At 60.5% G+C, this 20,095-nt stretch carries 20 protein-coding genes; 18 read left to right on the top strand and 2 right to left on the bottom strand.

The annotated features are described in order from the left end of the window. From AO692_RS02455 to AO692_RS02370, 18 genes are all read left to right on the top strand, one after another. Positions 1–977: ABC transporter permease (locus AO692_RS02455; RefSeq protein WP_054308417.1), on the top strand; the 977-nt coding region annotated here is incomplete at its 5' end. 116 nt (positions 978–1,093) lie between these two features. Continuing rightward, positions 1,094–2,269: a GNAT family N-acetyltransferase gene (locus AO692_RS02450; protein ID WP_082407176.1), complete on the top strand. Its 1,176-nt coding sequence runs from the start codon at positions 1,094–1,096 to the stop codon at positions 2,267–2,269. 20 nt (positions 2,270–2,289) lie between these two features. Further along, positions 2,290–3,117 (top strand): MurR/RpiR family transcriptional regulator, encoded by an 828-nt coding sequence (locus AO692_RS02445; protein ID WP_082407175.1) that lies wholly within the window; start codon positions 2,290–2,292, stop codon positions 3,115–3,117. Then, positions 3,101–3,973 carry an N-acetylmannosamine kinase gene (locus AO692_RS02440; protein WP_054308416.1) on the top strand — a complete coding sequence of 291 codons (873 nt, stop codon included), beginning with the start codon at positions 3,101–3,103 and terminating at the stop codon, positions 3,971–3,973. The genes AO692_RS02445 and AO692_RS02440 overlap by 17 nt, the downstream gene beginning before the upstream one ends. Before the next feature lie 94 nt (positions 3,974–4,067). Next, positions 4,068–4,772: an N-acetylmannosamine-6-phosphate 2-epimerase gene (locus tag AO692_RS02435; RefSeq protein WP_152979677.1), complete on the top strand. Its 705-nt coding sequence runs from the start codon at positions 4,068–4,070 to the stop codon at positions 4,770–4,772. Further along, positions 4,769–5,776 (top strand): Gfo/Idh/MocA family oxidoreductase, encoded by a 1,008-nt coding sequence (locus tag AO692_RS02430; RefSeq protein ID WP_054308414.1) that lies wholly within the window; start codon positions 4,769–4,771, stop codon positions 5,774–5,776. Before AO692_RS02435 ends, AO692_RS02430 begins: the two co-directional genes overlap by 4 nt. A gap of 35 nt (positions 5,777–5,811) precedes the next feature. Next, positions 5,812–7,107, top strand: a complete 1,296-nt coding sequence (locus AO692_RS02425; protein WP_152979676.1) for a sugar ABC transporter substrate-binding protein — start codon at positions 5,812–5,814, stop codon at positions 7,105–7,107. A gap of 70 nt (positions 7,108–7,177) precedes the next feature. Continuing rightward, positions 7,178–8,053, top strand: coding sequence for a sugar ABC transporter permease (locus AO692_RS02420; protein ID WP_152979675.1), 876 nt, complete (start codon positions 7,178–7,180; stop codon positions 8,051–8,053). After that, positions 8,050–8,862, top strand: a complete 813-nt coding sequence (locus AO692_RS02415; protein WP_054308412.1) for a carbohydrate ABC transporter permease — start codon at positions 8,050–8,052, stop codon at positions 8,860–8,862. The genes AO692_RS02420 and AO692_RS02415 overlap by 4 nt, the downstream gene beginning before the upstream one ends. A gap of 11 nt (positions 8,863–8,873) precedes the next feature. Continuing rightward, a complete protein-coding gene (locus AO692_RS02410) occupies positions 8,874–9,953 on the top strand; it encodes an ABC transporter ATP-binding protein (RefSeq protein ID WP_054308411.1) in 1,080 nt (359 codons plus the stop codon). A 289-nt stretch (positions 9,954–10,242) separates the two neighbouring features. Next, a complete protein-coding gene (locus tag AO692_RS02405; protein ID WP_054308410.1) occupies positions 10,243–10,746 on the top strand; it encodes an Lrp/AsnC family transcriptional regulator in 504 nt (167 codons plus the stop codon). Positions 10,747–10,748: 2 nt separating this feature from the next. After that, positions 10,749–12,293: a hydantoinase/oxoprolinase family protein gene (locus tag AO692_RS02400; RefSeq protein ID WP_200911693.1), complete on the top strand. Its 1,545-nt coding sequence runs from the start codon at positions 10,749–10,751 to the stop codon at positions 12,291–12,293. Further along, entirely contained in the window at positions 12,290–13,411 is a 1,122-nt protein-coding gene (locus AO692_RS02395) for a DUF917 domain-containing protein (RefSeq protein WP_054308409.1), read from the top strand. Before AO692_RS02400 ends, AO692_RS02395 begins: the two co-directional genes overlap by 4 nt. Positions 13,412–13,447: 36 nt before the next feature. Continuing rightward, positions 13,448–15,013 (top strand): ABC transporter substrate-binding protein, encoded by a 1,566-nt coding sequence (locus AO692_RS02390; protein WP_054308408.1) that lies wholly within the window; start codon positions 13,448–13,450, stop codon positions 15,011–15,013. 16 nt (positions 15,014–15,029) lie between these two features. Beyond that, positions 15,030–16,052 (top strand): ABC transporter permease, encoded by a 1,023-nt coding sequence (locus AO692_RS02385; RefSeq protein ID WP_054308407.1) that lies wholly within the window; start codon positions 15,030–15,032, stop codon positions 16,050–16,052. Between the two features lie 128 nt (positions 16,053–16,180). Then, the gene (locus tag AO692_RS02380; RefSeq protein WP_200911692.1) at positions 16,181–16,888 is read left to right on the top strand and encodes an ABC transporter permease; all 708 of its coding nucleotides are present in this window, start codon (positions 16,181–16,183) and stop codon (positions 16,886–16,888) included. Next, on the top strand, positions 16,875–17,828 hold the full coding sequence (locus tag AO692_RS02375; protein WP_054308405.1) for an ABC transporter ATP-binding protein: 954 nt from the start codon (positions 16,875–16,877) through the stop codon (positions 17,826–17,828). The genes AO692_RS02380 and AO692_RS02375 overlap by 14 nt, the downstream gene beginning before the upstream one ends. After that, a complete protein-coding gene (locus AO692_RS02370; protein WP_152979674.1) occupies positions 17,795–18,616 on the top strand; it encodes an ABC transporter ATP-binding protein in 822 nt (273 codons plus the stop codon). Before AO692_RS02375 ends, AO692_RS02370 begins: the two co-directional genes overlap by 34 nt. Positions 18,617–18,682: 66 nt before the next feature. On the opposite strand, the gene AO692_RS33065 is transcribed toward AO692_RS02370, so the two are convergent. Then, positions 18,683–18,850: a hypothetical protein gene (locus AO692_RS33065; protein WP_161808029.1), complete on the bottom strand. Its 168-nt coding sequence runs from the start codon at positions 18,848–18,850 to the stop codon at positions 18,683–18,685. 443 nt (positions 18,851–19,293) lie between these two features. After that, positions 19,294–19,974 carry an FCD domain-containing protein gene (locus AO692_RS02365; protein ID WP_082407172.1) on the bottom strand — a complete coding sequence of 227 codons (681 nt, stop codon included), beginning with the start codon at positions 19,972–19,974 and terminating at the stop codon, positions 19,294–19,296. Positions 19,975–20,095: the final 121 nt, after the last annotated feature.

Below are 20,095 nucleotides of genomic sequence, written 5' to 3'. Positions count from 1 at the left end.
TCAGCCGGATCTTCCAGAACAGATATGCCGGCGCACTGATCAGCCTTGTCCTTGTTGGCGCTTTCCTGGCCATGACACAGCCAGTGTTCCTGACGTGGCCCAATCTGATGAACATCGTCAAGTCGAACAGCGTCGTGTTCATCCTGGCGCTGGGCGCGACCTATGTGGTCATCTCCGGCGCCGTCGATCTGTCGGTTGCGAGCGCGACCGCAGCCTCGGCAATGGTGCTGGGGTTGCTGCTGTTGGCTGGCGTGTCGGCACCGCTTGCCGTCGTCGCCGCGGTCCTGTTCGGCGCCCTTCTCGGCGCGGTCAACGGTACGCTTGTCTCCTACTTCAAGATCTCCTTTTTCGTCGTTACCCTGGGCACGCTGTCCGTGTTCCAGAGCTTCGCTCTCATCATCAATGACGGGGCCAGCGTCAGCGTCTTTTCGACGGCGGGTTTCAAGCCGATCAACACTTTCGTCAACGGCAGCATCGGGCCATTTCCGAAGATGCTCGTTTTCGATCTGGTTCTGCTGCTGCTCGCCGGGGGCATCTTGCGATATACCTCCTTCGGCAGAGCGCTCTATGCCATCGGGGCCAACCCAGAGGCAGCGCGGCTGAACGGCATTGACATCAGGAAGGTCATGCTCGCCGTCTTCATCGTTGCTGGCCTGATGGCGGGGCTTGGAAGCGTCGTGCAGGTTGGGCGCCTCACATCCGCGTCGGCCGAGGTCGACCCCACGCTCCTCCTAACCGTACTAGCGGCCGTGCTCATCGGCGGAACGGCCTTCACCGGCGGCGAGGGCGGCGTTTTCGGAACCATGATCGGTGTGCTGTTCCTCGGTGTCGTCCAGAACGGCCTGACCCTGAGCGGCGTGTCGTCATTCTGGCAGGGGATGGTCAGCGGGCTCATTCTGATAATGGCCGTCTGGCTGGGAGGATTGAGGCAACTGCTGCGCCGACGGCGTCTATCCGACACCTCAAGGCAGCATTGAGTGGACTGCGTCTGTAAGGGAAGAACGTCGCGGCACTGATCGACGCCTGTGGCGAGGGTCGCTTGAAGTTAATTCGACTCTCGGATATGAAGGAAAACTTCATTTCTGGAGTTTCAATGAAAATTTCCGCCAAAAACGTCTTTTACGATCCTGCTTCCCAGGCTGACGAGAAGACAGTTTGCCATTTGCTGTCCATGGCTTTCGGCTTCAGCAATGAGCGCGCGCGAGAATATGTCAGCCATGCCGGGGTGCAATCGTTCCGTATGGTTCGAGACGCCGCGGGCTCGGCGCTGGCCTGCGCAGCGCTTTTGAACACATCGCACGCATTCGGCGGCGCGGACATTCCTGCTGCAAACATTGCTCATGTCGCCATTACTCCCGAAGCAAGGGGGCGGGGCCTTGCTCGTCCGCTCGTGGACGCGCTCTGCGAGGATGCCCGCTCGCAGGGCGCGCTTATGGTGTCGCTGTTCGCATCAGCTCGTCCCGTCTATCGAAAGTCCGGATTTGAGCTCGCGGGTAGTGAGATCCTCTATGAGGCAGACACCGCCGCCATGCCTGCCAGGACTTCCGTCGACTTCTTCCCAATTGCGCTTACCGACGATCGGATCGTGAAGGCCTACAGCGACAAGAAGAACAATGAAGCCGGATTGTTGGATCGAGCCGCGGTGCATTGGAAGGAGTTGACGCGGACACCGACCGATGCGCTCGCGGCGTATGGGGTGGGGCACATGCGTGACGGTCCTCTTCTGGCATACGTACTTGTCGACGCGTCAGATTCCGAAACCCTCCATGTTCGGGACTGGTATGCGTCAAACGGGGGCATGGCAGAGGCGCTGCTGTGTTTCATTGGCCGTTTCAGGTCGGTCTATCCCAAGGCGTGCTGGCACGGCGGTCCGCAGGATGACCTCATTGCTGCCATGCCGGACAAGGGGTGGCGACTTGTGCATCAGGAGGAGTGGCTGGCCCGGATCCTGGAGCCGCAGAAGGCCCTGGAGCGCCGGGGATATCTCCTGCGAGATGCATTGCTTGGAATGCATATCGAAGATCCAGACGGAGAAAACCTCGAAATCGGCCTTTCACTTTCCGCCGGGAAGATGACGGTAAGCGATGAAGTGCCAGGCAGAACGCCGTCGATAACGATTGAGCGGCCATTCTTTGCGAGCCTGTTCACAGGATTCAGTTCCGCCTCGCAGCTTGCACGCCGCGGACGTCTATCTGGTTCCCCGGAAGCCGTGTCATTGTGCGATCTCGTCTTTAGCGGCCCGCAACCTTGGGTCGCGGAGCATTTCTGAGAGCAGGGGCAGGGCTAACGATGAAACACGCATTGATTGCCAGCTTGCGCACGGCGATTGGCGGTATGACGCCTGCATTGGCCAAGGTGGCTGAAACGGTCATCGCGCAGCCGCAGACAACCCTTTACCAGAGCATCACCGAGCTTGCGGAGGTTTCCGGTTCATCGGAGGCGAGCGTGATGCGCTTCTGTCGGGACCAAGGCTTCACGGGGTTTCAGGATTTCAAGCTTGCGCTTGCCAAAGAGCTTGCTGGAGACCAACGGGAGAAGGAAGGGCTGGAGCCCACCGACGACATTCAGCGCCTGGTGGAAACGGCCGTTGTCGCGCTGCGCGAAACGGAACAGTTGATCGTGCGCGATGATGTGACCAAGGCAGCCCAGAGGCTGCTGGCCGCGCGTGTGATCGATTGTTTTGGTGTCGCGGCTTCGGCCGTCACGGCTCAGTATCTGGCCTACAAGATGTCTCGTGTCGGCATGCTCTCCAGAGCCCTGGCCGACGCGCATCTTGCCACCATGGCTGCAGGCACGGCCACTGGCAGTTCAGCCCATGTGATCATCTCGAGCTCCGGTTCAACCGTCGATGCGGTTGGGGTTGCCAGGCTTGCGCGCTCACGCGGTGCATTCGTGCTCGGCATCAGCAACCGTTCCAAGAGCCCGCTGGCCGCAGAATGTGATCTTACCTTGATCGCCTCCTGGCCGGAAACGCCGCTCACAGGCGGCGCATTCCCTTCCAAGATCAGCCAGTTGTTGATCGTCGATGCGCTGCTGGCTGAAATCGTGCGCCAGGATCCCGATAGGCTGACCATGATTCAGCGTACTGCGGAGAGTGTGAGTGATCGATCGTTCTGAGGCCGTCCTGGCGATCGACATTGGTGGCACCAAGATCGCTTTTGGTGAAGTTGTCGGCGACCGGATAGACAGTCGTCGACAGGTTCCGACTCCACGCTCCGGTGGAGGCGATGCTCTTGTCGACGCAATTGTCACCGAACTTGGGGGCTTCAAATGCGACGCAATTGCGCTCGCAACCACAGGCATCGTCTCCAACGGCAAGATAACTGCTCTCAATCCGATCACCTTGCCGATCGAGGATAACTATCCGCTAGCCGCTCGCCTGGAGGCGGCCACCGGTCTTGTCCCCCTGGTCGTCAACGATGCACAGGCTGCTGCCTGGGGTGAATACAGGTATGGTGCCGGTCGAGGATGCCGGAATTTCATGTTCATTACCGTGTCCACAGGCGTGGGCGGCGGCGTGGTGCTGGAAGGTCACTTGCAAGTCGGTGCCAACGGCCTTGCCGGGCACATCGGACACACGCGTGTGTCCAGCGGTCGATCTGCATGTGGTTGCGGCCGCAAAGGGTGTCTCGAGACGATAGCTTCCGGTACGGCGATTGCGCTGAACTACAGCAACAAGGTCGGACAAAAGGCCACTGCTCCGGAGGTGTTTGATGCGGCAACGGCAGGTGATGCCATCGCACAGGCGGTCCTTGAGGATGCCGCGGCAGCGCTTGCTGAAGCTTTTGCGAACACGGTTGCGACGGTTGATCTGGACCTTGTCGCAATTGGCGGCGGAGTGGGGCTCGCAGCAGGATTTGCGGATCGCGTCCGCAGGCATTTCGAAGCGTTTCCCGTTGCCTTCAGGCGGCCAATCGTAACCGCGCAGGCTGGTGCTGATGCGGGCATGATAGGAGTCGCCGACTTGTTGTGAAAAAAAACTCCACCACATTTGTTTGATTGACAAATAACTTCATCATGCGCTACGCATTGGCCATCGGGAAAGCGGTGGCGATGTGGAGTGGAGATTGCCTGATCTTCTGCAAGAACTGAGTGGGACCCTGGTGGTCTCTTGTCAGGCTGATCCCGGTTCGCCTCTGGCCGAACCGGTGCACCTCTCTGCGATGGCTGCGTCGGTCGTGGCGGGTGGGGCGAGCGCCATCCGCACCGAGGGGATCGCGAACATCCAGGCCATCAAGGATCGAGTTCGGGTTCCCGTTATTGGGCTGGTCAAGGCACTGCGTACCAATACGGAAGTCTACATAACCCCTTCGATAGACGACGTTCATCATATCGCAGCCGCGGGAGCGGACATCATCGCGTTCGACGCAACCGACCGGCCCCGCCCGGCCAACGTCGCCGACCTGGTTCGTGCGGTTCACGAGCAGGGCCGTCTCGCCATGGCCGATATCAGCACCGTCGATGAAGCAAGGTCCGCACTTGCCTCCGGCGCCGATGTCGTGAGCACCACCATGGCAGGCTACACCAGCTATTCCCGCGGTGATGCGGGCCCGGACTTCGGTCTCATGCAGGCGCTTCAACGGGCCGGGCTTCCCTTTGTGGCCGAAGGGCGCGTGTGGACCATCGAGGAGGCGCTGAGGTGTTTTGATCTTGGTGCAAACTTCATCGTGGTCGGCAGCGCAATCACGCGCCCAACCATGATCACTCAACGTTTCACACAGGGCATCGCCGCACGAGGTGGCGCCCCAGGTCAGAGGAAGGCTTTGTCATGACGCGGCGTGTTGCGGTCATCGGTGCGGGGTTCATGGGATCCATGCATGCGTCCATCTTCTCCAGCGCGCCCAACTGCGAACTGGCAGCGATCGTCGATCCAAACCTTGAGCTCGCGAAAGAGGTTGCAGCCCGTTGTGGCGGCGCTGCGATTTATGCGAGCCATGAAGAATTGTTGTCAAAGGAGCAGCTCGACCTTGTGAGCATCTGTACTCCGGACAATCTGCATAGGGCACCCGCCGAGGCCGTGGCGAGCAAAGGCGTAAATCTCTTCATCGAGAAACCGATCGCTTCGAATGTGGAAGATGCCAAGGCCATCATCGCTGCCGTGCGCAAATCCGGTGTGAAGCTGGGCGTTGGCTATCTGCTGCGGTTCGATCCGCGCTACGCCCGCGCCAAGGAATTGATCGCGGAGGGCAAGATCGGGGCGCCGATCCATCTCTATGCCCGTCGCAACAGCGCCCGGACAGAAGGGCCGAAGCGATACGCGGGCAAGCTTCCACTGGCCTTGCACGTGACCGTCCACGACGTCGATCTGGTGCTTTGGATGCTTTCCGGCCAGGTCCCGCTATCGGTCTATGCCCAACAGACGGACAGGCTGCTCGGTCCGATCGGAACCCAGGACTCGATCGCTGCCATCGTGCGTTTCTCCGACGGGACGGTCGTCAATCTTGAAAGTGCCTGGTCCCTGCCTTCCGGCGCAAGGCACATGATCGACGCGCGCTTGGAGATGATCGGCACGGAGGGCTCTTTCGAAGTCCAGTGCGGCGACAGCGGCCTCTACTTCGCCGACAACGCGCGTTCCCAGGAAATCGACACCCAGCATTGGCCAACAATGGCTGGACGCGTCGGCGGCGACCTGCGTCAGCAACTTCTCGCTGTCCTCGAATGGCTGGATGGAGCTGACCGTCCAGTCGCATCCGGTGAGGAAGCCCTTCGCTCATTGGAGCTCACGCTCGCGATGATCCAATCCGCCGAAACGGGCGAGGTCGTGCGCCTGGGCTGAGTACCCACAACACAGATAACAATGGGAGGAATAACATGCTGAACAGACGTATTTTCATGACGGCGACAACTGCCGCCGCAATCTTTGCGTGCCTTTCCGCTCCGGTCTTCGCGCAGGACAAACCTTTCGACGGCGTGCAGCTTTCGGTGCTCATGGAGGGGCACCCGACGACGGATGCCATCCAGAAACTGCTTCCGGAATTCAAGACCGTCACCGGTATCGACGTCGCGCTTGAAGTGGTGCCGGAACAGGATATCACCGCCAAGATGCTACTCGAGCTGTCCTCGAAGTCCGGCCGATACGATGTCGTTCAAAACAACATCATCTACGTGCCGGGCTTCGTAAAGAATGGCTACATCGTGCCCCTGGACGAGCAACTGGCGAAATATCCGCAGTTCTTCGACAAGGCGGATTTCGTACCCGGCTATTTCAACACCAATGTCGTGGACGGCAAGGTCTACGGTCTGCCGGTCTACGGCGAGAGCACGTTCCTGATGTACCGCAAGGACCTGTTCGAACAGTACGGTTTGACTGAACCGAAGACGTTCGATGATGTTGAAAAGGCCGCGAAAACCATTTCGGAAAAGACGAACAAGGAAATCGCCGGCATCACCATGCGCGGCCGCCAGGGCATCGAAGGGGTCTATGTCTGGGCAGCCTATCTGTGGGGTATGGGTGGCTCGTTCCTGGACGAAAACGGCAAGTCGAACCTGGCGACCCCGGAAGGGACCAAGGCTTTGGACGACTTCGCCCGGGTTCTGAAGAGCTACGGCCCTGTCGGCGTCGCGAACTTCGGCTGGGAGGAAAACAGGCTGCTGTTCCAGCAGGGCAAGGCAGCGATGACCTTGGATGCCACGGTCAATGGCGCGTACAATGAAGACCCGGCTGCCTCGAGCGTTGTCGGAAAGGTGGGCTACGTGCCTGTCCCGGTACAGACGCAATCGCCCAAGGGCGGTTCGTCGTCCCTGGCTGTCCACAGCCTCTATGTGACCGCGGACTCCCAGAATGCGGAAGCCGCTGCACTCTTTGCTGCATGGGCAACCGCGAAGGAACAGCAGCTCAAATCGATGGCCAGCGACCCGAACTCAGGTGTGACTTCGCTCACCGCGCTGAACGGCGAGAGTTTCGGCAAGCGCTATGGGGCCTTCAAGGAGGCGATGATTACCGCCATCAACCAGGGCAACCCCCAGTATCTGCCGACGATCGAGCAAGCCAACGAAGTCATCAACAATACCGGTATAGCCGTTTCGAAGGTGCTCGCAGGCACGGCGACCGCCGCCGATGCCCTCAAGGAAGCCGATCAGGCAAACAACGCCGCGATCGGACGCTGAAGCGGACGATCGTGCCCTGCCGCGCCTATCTCCCTGGGCGCGGCAGGGTTCTGATTTCGGATTGGGCATGATGGCAAAACGAACCGACCCGTCGCGATTTTTCTACCAACCGATCATAGCCGTTCTAAGCCTCACCTCGCTGGTGCTTACCGTCTACGTCGTTTGGTTATCGCTGAGAGACCTGTCGCTGATGCGCGCGGGGCGCGACACATTTGTCGGCATCGACAACTATATCCGTTTCTTCAACGATCCTCGCGGCCTCTGGGCGCTATGGCGGACGGTGCTTTTCACGGTCCTTGCGACCTCGATTGAGGTGGTGCTGGGCCTTGCGATCGTCCTTTTCCTAGACCGGAATTTTGCGCTCAAGCGTCTCGTTCGAACGCTGCTGCTCGTGCCCATCATCATGACCCCGGTGGTTGTCGGTCTGACGTGGCGGTTCATATTCGATCCCGCTTCGGGCATGGCCAACTACCTTCTTTCCCGCCTGGGGTTCGATGCCATGGACTGGTTGGGCAGTCCGCAGGTTGCATTGTATTCCGTGCTGATCGCAGACATCTGGCAGTGGACACCCTTCGTGATCCTGCTGTCGATGGCGGCACTCGATTCGGCACCCTCCGATCCGCTCGACGCAGCGCGTGTCGACGGCGCGCGCGAGTGGCAGGTCACCTGGTACGTGCTGTTGCCGATGCTGCGGCGGGCGATCGCCATCGTCGCGTTGATCAGGGCCATCGACAGCATCAAGGCATTCGATCTTTTCTACATCATGACGAGAGGAGGGCCGGCGCTCTCCACGGAGACGCTGAACTTCTACGGCTATGTGGTCGCCTTCACCAATTTCGAGATCTCATACTCGCTCACGGTCGCGCTTATCCTGACGATATTCACCAATGTCGCACTGCTTGCGATGTACGGCGTTCTCTTCCCGAAGAATGGAGAACCCAGATGATCAAACGGTTCTTCTTCTATGTTGGACTTGTCGTCCTGCTCGCCGCGGTTCTCTTCCCGCTTTATTGGGTTGTCGTGACATCGTTCAAACTGCCGCGCGATGCCTTCGCCATTCCGCCGGTATGGCTGTTTGAACCGACGCTCGACAACTTCCGCAAAGTTCTCGCCAATCAGACGTTCGTCAGGGCGTTCACCAACAGTTTCGTGGTGTCGATCTCATCGAGTGCAATCGCCGTTGCGATCGGTGCGCTGGCCGCCTACGGCATAACACAGCAGGATGCCGAGAAACGGCGCGGGCAGGAAAAGTTCATCCTCAGTCTCCGCATCGCGCCGGCCCTCGTCTTTGTAATTCCTGTCTACTATTTTGCGGTGCGTCTTGGCGCGTTGAATCAGCACTGGCTGCTCATTGCCGTATACGCCTTCATCAATGTTCCTTTCGCGATCTCCCTGCTGATCACCTTCTTCGATGACATCCCGCGCGAATTGCGCGATGCGGCGCGTGTCGACGGAGCAAGGGAGTTCGCCATTTTCTGGCGTATCTACCTGCCGGCGGCACGAGGCGGCGTGGTGGCCACGCTGATCCTCTGCGTCCTGTTTACCTGGAACGAGTTCTTTGTCGCCCTGACGCTGTCCGGCCGCAGCACGCAGACGCTGCCTGTCAGCATTACCTCGTTCCTGACCTTCCAGGGCATCCAGTGGGGGGCGCTGACTGCGGCCGCCACCCTGATCATGTTGCCGATGCTGGTCTTGGGAATCCTGGTTCAGGGGCAAATCGTGCGCGGCATGACACTCGGTAGCGTGAAGGGCTGATAGGAGAAAACATGGCGCAGCTCTCAATCCGCGATGTCCGCAAGTCCTACGGCTCCGTGGCTGTCCTCAACGACATCTCCATCGAAGTGGAAGAGGGGGCTTTCGTTGTCCTGCTTGGACCTTCCGGTTGCGGCAAGTCCACGTTGCTGCATGCGATAGCGGGTCTTCATGAGATCGGAAGCGGTTCGATCGTCATCGGTGGCAGAGATGTCACCGACCTTCCGGCGCGGGAGCGCGATGTCGCAATGGTCTTCCAGTCCTATGCGCTGTACCCGACCATGTCCGTGCGCGAAAACATCGGCTTCCCCTTGAAGATGCGTGGGCTGGACAAGAAAGCGATATCGGAAAGTGTCGACCGTGTTGCTGCAATCCTGCAGATAGAGCCACTCCTGGAGCGGCGGCCGCGGGAACTCTCCGGCGGTCAGCGTCAACGTGTTGCAATCGGGCGGGCACTGGTGCGCGATCCCAAATTGTTCCTGTTCGATGAACCGCTTTCCAATCTCGATGCCGCACTTCGTGGTGATCTCCGCGCGGAGATCAAGCGACTGCACCAGCGTATCAAACGTACCATGGTCTATGTCACGCACGATCAGATCGAGGCGATGACCCTTGCAACCAAGATCGTCATTCTCAATCGCGGCGTGGTGCAGCAGATTGGTACGCCTCAGGAAATCTACTTCAATCCGGCCAATCTGTTCGTCGCCCGTTTCATAGGTTCGCCGCCTATCACTCTGCTCGAAGGCAAAACAGCCAATCGCAACGGAGAACTGCTTTTCAAGCTCTCCAACTCGGATGTCGAACTTTCCATGCCTCAATCCACGAACCTGGCCGGCGACGAGACGGAAACGATCCTGGGGCTGCGTCCCGAGAACATTCAGATCGTGCGGGAGGGGAATGCATCCCTTTCGGCAACTGTCGATCTGGTTGAGCCGACTGGGCCCGAGGACATTGTGACCCTGAATGTACAAGGGGCTCCATCGGTGATCCGGACGGCCGCCGGTATGACAACACAGGGCAGCAGCGTCGGTCTGGAGCTGGATCTCGGCAAGGCGCTGCTGTTTGAATCCGGTTCCGGCACAAGATTAAGCTGACGATTCCCATCGTGTTATCTGCAGCACGGATGGCCCCGCGGTAGAAGCTGTTGAACCCGCTCACGATGTGTCGTGGCGGGCTCGGCAAATGCTCGCCCGTCACACAGCAAGACGTACGCTTTGGGCTTCAGTTCGCTGAAACGGCGAGCTGGAACTGACGATGCGCAGGCTTTGCGCCGCCGATATTTCGATTTTTCGGCTGGCGATTAGCCGAAACGGCACAAAATAACTTGACATGTTTCCGTTTCGGAAATGAAACTTCCGTCATAAAGCCGACATGGAACATGGAATGACCCAGCGTTATCCCGTTGATGATCTTGACCGCGAGATCATCAAATATCTGACGGAGGACGGTCGACTCTCCGCAGCTGAAATCGCGGGACGCATCGGCGGCACCTCGGAGCGTACCGTCCGAAACCGCATCGCGGCATTGCTGCAGGCCAAGATGATCGTGATCGGCGCCATTCCCGACCCCGTGGCGCTGGGGCGTGATGTCCAGGTCGAACTGATCATAGAAGTCGAACCAGGTCGGTTGGATGAAGTGGCCATCCTGCTCGCCGAGTATGACGAGATCGGTTACCTCGCCGCGACGAGTGGTTCGTCAAATCTCAGCGCTTCGCTTTTCGTTACCGATCACACCGCGCTTCTGGAGTTCATCGATCAGGAACTGGGCAAGCTGCCCGGCGTCAAGCGTGTCGAGAGCTCGGTTGTTCTGCGACTCTACAAGGTCTTCGGGACAAGAACGACCCCGCTCAGCCGCGGGTCGGGTGTTCGTGGCAAGAAGAAGGGATAGCCATGCTGCGCATTGGGGTGGACGTCGGGGGAACGAACACGGATGCGGCGCTGCTGCGCGGTTCCGACGTTCTGGCGACGGTGAAGTCCTCGACCACGGCAGATGTGACTTCGGGGGTCGCAACGGCTATCCGCGCGGTGCTGGCACAAGCTGCTGTGGATGCGACCGCAGTCAATGCGGTGATGATCGGCACCACGCATTTTCTCAATGCTGTCGTTGAAGGACGCCATCTGGAAAAAGTCGGCGTGCTCAGGCTCTGCGGCGCGGCGACACGCTCGCTTCCGCCCATGATCGACTGGCCAGATACACTGCGTCCGATCGTCGAAGGTGGGGCGGCGATGGTGGGTGGCGGTGTGAATTATGACGGGTCCGAACTCGCTCCGCTCGACGTGAAGGCAATTCGTGCGGCCTGCCGCGATTGGCGGGCCAAACGCGTCCCCGCTATCGCTATTTGCTCGGTGTTCGCGCTGGTCGACCCACGCATGGAAAACGAGGCAGCCGAAATCGTCGCCGAAGAATTGCCCGGCGCCGCAATCAGCCTTTCGCATCGGATTGGCCGTACGGGTCTGCTGTCCCGTGAGAACGCGACGCTTCTCAATGCGAGCTTGAACAAGCTCGGCCGCGAAACCGTGGGCGCTTTCCGTTCGGCCTTTGCCGCGCTGGGTCTCAATTGCCCGCTCTATCTCACCCAGAACGACGGAACCCTGATGGCGGCGGAGTTCGCCGAACGCTACCCGGTCTTCACGATCGCTTCCGGCCCGACCAACTCGATGCGAGGGGCGGCTTTCCTTACTGGACTGAGCGATGCCGCGGTGATCGATGTCGGCGGCACGACGACCGATATCGGAATGCTGGTGGCAGGGTTCCCGCGCACCCGCAGCGAAGGTGCGATGATCGGGGGCGTGCCCACCAATTTTCGAGTGCCTGATGTCTATTCCTTCGGTCTCGGCGGAGGAAGCATCGTTCGTCCCGGCCAGCAACCGACGGTCGGTCCGGATTCGGTGGGCTTCCGCCTCCCGCAAAAAGCGCTCTGCTTTGGCGGCGACACGCTGACCGCCACGGATATCGCTGTGGCGGCGGGTCTGGTCGACCTCGGCGATCGCAGCCGCCTCAGCCACGTTACCCCCGATTTCGCCCGCCAGATGCTGGCGCAGATGAAGGCCAGTATCGAGACGGTGCTCGATCGCATGAAACCCAGCGCCGACCCCATTCCCGCTATTCTGGTCGGCGGCGGCTCGGTGTTGGTCGAAGGGCTTCTCGAGGGCACATCGGTTTCGCTGAAACCGGATCACTTCGGCTCGGCCAACGCGATTGGCGCGGCGATCGCGCAGGTCTCGGGCGAAGTTGACAGCGTGGTCTCCCTCGAAGGCACCAGCCGCGAGATCGCCCTTGAGGCTGTCGTGAGCGAGGCGCGGATGCGCGCCGTCGAGGCGGGAGCCGATGCCGATACCGTGACATTGGCTGAGATCGAAGAGACGCCGCTGGCCTATCTGCCCGGCAACGCCATTCGCGTCGCCGCGAAAGTGATCGGGGAATTGCGGGCATGAAATACTGGACGCTCACCGAAGCCGATATCGATCGCATCGCCATCGGCTGCGGCATTCTGGGCACGGGTGGAGGCGGGAGCACGTATCACGGTTCGCTGCGTGCCAAGGCGTTGCTGCGTGAGGGAAAACGCATCCGCATGGTGCGGCCCGAAGACATGACACCGGATGCCCAGATTCTCGGTCTTGGCGGTATCGGCGCTCCGACCGTGGGTGTCGAGAAAATCGCCGAAGGCGGTGAAGGCGTGCGGTTGCTGCATGCGCTCGAGCGGCATCTCGGACGCAAGGTCGATGCGCTGCTGGGCGATGAAGTCGGTGGCGGCAACGGCATCGCGCCCATGCTGACAGCCGCGATGGTTGATCTGCCCGTGGTCGATGCCGACGGCATGGGGCGGGCGTTCCCGGAAGTGCAGATGACGACGTTCTTCATCCATGGCCAGGCAGTCCAACCAGCGGGCCTTGCGGATGCGGATGGCAATGTACTGATCGTGACCGAAGCAACCACGCCGAAGATGCTGGAAAAACTGCTGCGCGCCGGCACCATTGCCATGGGCTGCACGGCTCTGATGACAACGGCGCCGATGTCTGGCGATTTCGTGCGCCGCTTTGGCGTGCCGCACACCACCAGTCAGGCCTGGAGCCTGGGCGATGCCGTTCTCGCTGCGCGGGCGGCCAAGGCAGATCCGCTCGAAGCCATTTTGAAGCAATCCGGGGGCGTACGGCTGATGCGCGGCAAGGTCACCGATATCAGCCGCCGTGTGATGGCGGGCTTCACCCGGGGCAAGCTGACCGTGGCCGGGCTGGATGCCGATGCCGGACGCAGCCTCACCGTCGAGATCCAGAACGAATATCTGATCGCGCGCGAAGGCGAGAAGATCATCACGATGGTGCCGGACCTGATCTGCATCGTCGATTCCGAAACCGGGCGCGCGATTGGCACCGAGGAATTGCGTTACGGCCTGCGCATCGATGTTCTGTCGATCCCGGCGCCTGTGCTGTTGCGCAGCGAGATCGCGCTGGAGTCGGTCGGCCCGCGCGCCTTTGGCTATGATTTCGACTTCGTGCCGATGGGCGTGTCGGCCGATGCACCTGCGGTGCCGCACTACAAAGAAGACGCTTGATCGTCCGTGTCAGCCGCCAATCAACGGGAGGAATGAATGAACCGCCGCCACCTTCTCAAGACTGCCGCACTTGTTGCACTCGCCACCGCCGCCAGCTCGCACTGGAATCTGAGTATGGCACAGGGCAAGGGCAGCATTTTCACGCTGGCCTATCCGACCAGTTTCCCGGATCTCGATCCGGCAACTTCCTTTTCGAACGATGGGGCGGTGCTGGCCAACGTCTATGAGGGACTGACGCGCTACATCCCGGCGACGGAAGGTGCTGAAGCCAAGATCGAACCTCTGCTGGCGACATCGTGGAATGTGAGTGGAGATGGCAAGACCTGGACCTTCCATTTGCGTGAAGGGGTGAAATTCCACGATGGCAGCCCGCTCACCTCGGAAGCGGTCAAGGGCTCGATCGAACGCACCAAGAAGATCGGTGGCGGCGCGTCCTTCATCTGGGGATCGGTCACCTCGATCCAGGCGCCCGATCCGCTAACTGTGGTTTTCGTGCTTTCCGATACGCAGCCGCTGGATCTGATCGCGTCTGCCGGTTTTGCGGCCTGGATCTATGCCCCGTCCTCACACGACAAGGACAATGCCTGGTTCAACAAGGGCAATGATGCGGGTACCGGACCGTTCCGGATTTCCCGCTATGAGCCGGGTCAAAGAGCAGTGCTTGAGCGGGCCGAAGGCTATTGGGGCAAAGTGCCTGAAGGTGCGTTCCAGACGATCTCCTTCGAGATCATCGAGGATACGACATTGGCCCAGAACATGATCGAAAGCGGTCAGGCGGACTGGACTGAGACCATTCCCTTTGAAAATCTCAAGGCCATGCAAGCTAATCCCGATCTGCGGGTTGTGGTCAACCCTTCCTTCGAAACGCTGTTTGGCCTCTACAATGTCAAACGCGCGCCGCTCGACCGCGCCAAGGTTCGCCAGGCCCTGTCTCTGGCGTTTCCGTATGACGACGTCATTTCCGCTGGGACCATGGGGCTCGGCACACGCGCCAAAGGCGTCGTCCCCGCTGGTATCTGGGGCCACGATCCGGATGCGCCTATCCCTCAGACCGACCTGAAGGCTGCCGCCGCGCTTCTCGCGGAGGAGGGAATCCAGCCAGGGCTGGAATTGGTCATGACCTATTCCACCAGCCAGAACCTCTCGGCGGTTGCCGGAGAACTCTGGAAAGCAAACCTGGAAACGCTCGGCATCACGCTGACGCTGCAGCCGATGGCATGGGAAGCGCAGTGGCAGCTTGGCAAGTCGAACCCCGCCGCGGCACAGGATATCTTCGTGATGTTCTGGTGGCCGACATTCGTCACGCCCTATGACTATCTCTTCAATCTGTTCCACAGCGAAGAGAAGCCGAACTTCAACCTTGGCTATTATTCCAATCCGGAATTCGACGCGAAGATCGACGAGGCGGCAAAACTGTCGGGTACCGACCGTCCACGCGCCGAGAAGCTGTTCATAGAAGCACAGCGCAAGGTGATCGAGGACGCTGCTGCGGTGTTCATGCTGGATCGCCCCAACGTCCACATCATTCGCTCGGACATCAAGGGCTACGTGGACAATCCCGCCTACGGACACGTGACCTTCGTCAACGAAATGAGCCGGTAGAGCTGCCTGCGGTCGGATGGAGCTCGTACGGTACATCCTGCGTCGGACAATTCTCTCCACCTTTGTCGTGGTGGGAGTGACCTTTCTGGTCTTCATCGTGGCGCAGGTGGTTCCCTCGGACCCGGCTGCGCTCTATGCCGGGCCGCGTCCGACAGCCGAACAGATCGAAAAGGCGCGTCAGGAACTCAACCTCGACGCGCCACTCGCCGAGCGTTTTGTCACGTTTGCCAAAGCGATGGCGGCCGGCGATTTCGGTGTTTCCTATAAATCGCGTCGCCTGATCGCCGATGATTTGAGGGCTTATCTGCCGGCCACGCTGGAACTGGCGATCTTTTCGACGGGACTTGCGTTGCTGATCGGCATTCCGCTCGGCGTTCTTGCTGCGGCACGGCAGGGCAACTGGCCAGACAGGCTGAGCAGCCTGGGTTCCATTGCTGCGGTGGCGATGCCGACATTTTTCCTTGCCATGATCCTCCAGCTCATCTTCGCCCAGTGGCTCGGCATCCTGCCGTTGTCCGGACGGCTTTCGCGCGAGATCTCGATTGCGGCGCCTCTGCCGATGATAACCGGTTTCAACCTGATCGATGCCGTGCTGGCTGGGCGGATCGAGGTCGTCGGAGATGCCCTGAAACATCTGATCCTACCGGCGCTCACGCTGGCATCCTATCCGGCTGGCGTGGCAATGCGGCTGACGCGCTCGGCAATGATCGAAATCCTCGAACGCCGTCATGTCACCGCCGCACGGGCCCTTGGCCTTTCCGAACCGCGCATCCTGTTCGGCCATGCCCTGCCCAACGCCATGGGACCGGCGCTGACGGTGATCGGCCTGTCCTTCGCCTACGCGCTCACCGGCGCGGTTCTGGTCGAGATCATTTTTGCGTGGCCGGGCCTCGGTCGATATGTTTCCGAGGCGATCCTTGCGAAGGACTTCCCCGTCATTGCCGCCGTCACGATGGTGGTGACGATCTGCTATGTCGTGATGAACCTGCTCATCGATGTTGCCCAGGCCTTGGTCGATCCTAGGGTCGCACTGTCATGACCCGGCTTGTGCACCGTCTCGGCTGGCCGGGCACGATAGCCTTTGGGGTTGTGCTTGTTTTCGTCCTCCTGGCAGTGCTTGCGCCTTGGATAGCACCATATCCGGGGCAGGGCGCCGGAGCGCCGAATGTGGCGGCGAAACTCCTGCCGCCCTCGGCGGACTATTGGCTGGGAACCGATCATCTGGGGCGCGATGTCCTCAGCCGTGTCATCTATGGTGCGCGGGTGTCGATGACGAACGGCATCCTGATCGTCCTGTTTGCGTTGCTCATCGGACTGCCGATCGGTTTGGCGGCCGGCTATTTCGGCGGCTGGATCGATGAAGCCTTGATGCGCGGCACCGATGTCTTTCTCGCCTTTCCGGCATTGCTGCTTGCGGTGCTGATGGCGGCCGCTCTCGGACCGGGATTTCTCAACAGCATCATTGCGGTCGCAGTCACCTGGTGGCCCTGGTACGCCAGGCTTGCCCGCGCGGAAGTTCTCGTGCTGCGTGGACAACCCTATGTCGAGGCGGCACGGCTTGCGGGTGTTTCGCATCCACGCATCATCATCCGGCACATCCTGCCTGCCACCGGGCGGCCTCTGACCGTGCAGGCGGCGCTGGATGTGGGGCCTGCACTGCTGACGGCCGCGGCCTTGTCTTTCCTTGGGCTCGGCATCTTGCCTCCCACGGCCGATTGGGGGCAGATGGTCGACGCGGGCCGGAAGTTTTTTCCTGCGCGCTGGTGGTATTCGGCGATGCCCGGCCTGACGATCTTCATCGTCGCTCTCGCCTTCAGTATTCTCGGCGATGCCCTGCGTGACCGCAAGGGAGGGGCGAACCGTGCCTCTGCTTGAAGTCCGCAATCTCTCCGTGACCATTCCGACGCCGGAAGGCGACGTTCACGCCGTGCGCGCCATAAATCTCGAGATCGAAAAGGGCGAAATTCACGGCGTGATCGGGGAATCCGGTTGCGGCAAAACCATGACTGGAATGACCTTGCTTGGGCTTGCTCCGAAGGGGGCCCGGATCGTTGCAGACAGCCTGCATTTCGACGGTGAGGATCTGAGCAAGAATGCAGAGCGTTTGCGCGGCCGCAGGATCGGCCTGATCTCGCAAGATCCAGCCGCTGCTCTCAATCCGGTGCTCAGCATCGCGCGGCAGATGGACGATGTGCTGCGGGCGCATCGCAATATGTCGCGCCAGGCGCGTCGGGCCGAAGCGAGCAGCCTGCTGGCCGCGACCGGTTTGCCGGATCCGCAAAGGGTGCTGAAAAGCTATCCTCATCAGCTTTCCGGCGGAATGCAGCAGCGTGTGGTTATCGCCCAGGCATTGGCGACTGGCGCGGATTTTCTGATCGCCGACGAGCCGACGACGGCATTGGACGTCTCGGTTGGGGCTCAGGTTTTGGCGCTGTTGCGGAAACTGGTGTCGGATCGCGGTCTCACCGTTTTGATGATCACGCACGACATGGATGTGATCGCCGAGGCATGCGACCGCGTCACTGTCCTCTATGCCGGGCTTTCCGTGGAGGTGGGGCCTGTTGGCGAAATCCTGCAGCAACCCGGTCATCCATACACTCAAGCATTGCTGGCCGCCTTGCCCGATGCTGCGCCACACGGGGCGCGGCTCGCCGCGATCGAAGGCTCCATTCCGCCACCGCGTTCCGGCATTGAAGGTTGTGCGTTCGCGCCACGTTGTCCGAAAGCCATGCCCGTCTGTGCCAGGCAGGTGCCGCCGAAGCGGTTGGCAGAAGCACATCGATGGCTTTGCCATTTGCCGGCGAGCGCGCCATGAACTCCACCGCGATCCTCGAGGTGCGCGATCTGGTCATCCGCTATCGGGCGCGTGGTCTCTTCGCGCCGCGCTCACGACCAGCAGTCAACGGCGCGAGCTTCACGCTGGCCGAACGCGAAACCCTTGGCATTGTCGGGGAAAGCGGTTCAGGAAAAACCAGCCTGCTGCGAGCGATCCTGAGGTTGATACCTGTTGAAAGCGGTTCGGTTCGACTGGAAGGCCAAGATTGGCTCGCGCTCAAGGGCGATACGCTGCGTCTGACACGGCAGCGCATCGGGGTCGTGGCACAGAACCCTTACCTGTCGCTTAGTCCGCGGCTGACCATCGCCGAAATACTTTCCGAACCCTTGCTCGCGCAAGGCGAGAGGGGAGGGCCCGCCATGCGCAAAAAGATCGCGGCCTTGCTGTCGGACTGTGGTTTGCCCGCTGATTTTATGGAGCGCCGCGCGCGGGAGCTTTCCGGAGGCCAGGCACAGCGTGTCGCGATCGCGCGCGCCCTGGCATTGGAGCCGAAGCTCATGATCCTTGACGAGCCGACCTCGGCGCTGGATGTTTCCGTGCAGGCGCAGATACTGAACCTGTTGGCGGACCTGAAAGAAAGCCGCGGTCTGTCGATGCTCTTCGTGACCCACAATTTGAAGGTCGTTGCGCATCTGTCCGACAGCCTTCTGGTCATGCGGCGCGGCGATATCGTTGAGTTCGGTGCGACGGAGCAGGTCGTCCGCGAGCCCAGGCATGACTATACGCGCGAGCTGCTTTCCTTTGGCCTCATCGGCGCTCGGGAATAGACGACAGCAGAGTTGGCGATACTCCGCTTGCGGAGATGCTTTCGCAATGTTCGGCCGCCAGTTCGGCTACATGCCGCGCTCCGGCACATAGAGGCAAAGCGAGCGTCGCGAGCCGGTTTCGCCGCCCGGCTTGCACTCGTGAAAGAACTCGTCGCGGGACCGTCTGATCCGGCGATCGCTGTAAGGGATGAGTTCTCCCGTCGACAGCAGATACCCTTCCTTGGTCTCTTTCACATCGGAGGAAGGGGCCTGATAGCAATCAATCCCTGAACAGCACTCGATATCGTAACTCCAGCCAGAGGGCGCGTTGTGCGCGCTCGCCGGGGTGCCCAGAGACGCTGAACCGATCAGCGCCAGGAGTGCGCAGCCGACAGCTATACTGTGCCCGCGGTATGGCAAATTGTCCGCGGTTGCGAAACGACGCCCTTCTCGGGCCGGGTGTATTCTGCTCATCGCTGACCAGTCTGGCAGCCTCGCTGCCTGTCATCTGCGATCCCCACCACACACCATCGCAATAAAGGATATCCAATAACCCCGAATGGCCGAGCTAAGTTCCACCAACTTGGGTGGGGTATCCAGCCACGCTCGGCAAAAGGAACCCTCTCGGCCAGACGGCAGGCGGAAAAACCCAATCTGTGCGGGGTATTAGGTTCGACGAGGCACAGGTTTTCGGTTGCTTACCCGGTCGCGGCAAGACCGTCAGGTTCATTCGCGCCAAAGACGTTGGTCAAATAGCTGGCGGTCTTTCGATAATGCGCTTCCAACAGCGCCGTTGCCGTTTCCGCGTCGCGATCAAGCGTCGCCTGAGCGAGTGCGCCATGCTCTGCCTGCACGTCCCGTCCGGAAGGCTGCGTCGCAGCCAGCAGCGTCGGAATTCGATAGCGCTCCGTCGCTGCATAAAGACGCTCGAAGAACTCCAGCGTCCAAGGTGAATTGCAGGCGGCCAGCAAGGCGCGATGGAAAGCATAGTGCCGTGCCTCAAGCGTCCAGATATCGGCGTCCGGACCAGTTCGGCCGACCTGCAGGTTGAGGGCGTAAAGGGCAGATACGATCCCTGCCGCCCAATTGTCGTCGCCGAGCTCAATTGAAGCGCGAAGCGCGTCGCATTCGATCTTGATGCGAACGTTCACCGCATCGTGCAGCTCATCGAGCGACAGCGGTGCCACGCGGAAGCCGCGCAGGGATTCCGCCGTAACCAGGCGCTCCGCGTGCAGACGATTCAGGGCTTCCCGAAGGGGCGAAAACCCCATGTCGTAGCGCTCGCTGAGATCGGAGAGGCGCAGCGGCCGCCCTGGGGCCAGTTCGCCGCGAATGATATCGTGACGCAGGGCGTCGTAAGCTTTCTCGGCAAGGGTCATGACAAGATTCCTTTGTCTGGGACACTAGCCTATGGCTCTGTTTGTCGGCAATTCCAAAGATTTTCGAAAATAATTATTGCTTTCGAAAAAGTGATGACCCATGCTGGTAGTCAACCGGATT

The sequence above is a fragment of the Mesorhizobium sp. 1M-11 genome, from assembly GCF_001303895.1.
GTDB lineage: Bacteria > Pseudomonadota > Alphaproteobacteria > Rhizobiales > Rhizobiaceae > Mesorhizobium.
Note: the sequence above shows the minus strand (reverse complement) of the source record. Positions and strands in the feature narration are given on the sequence as shown.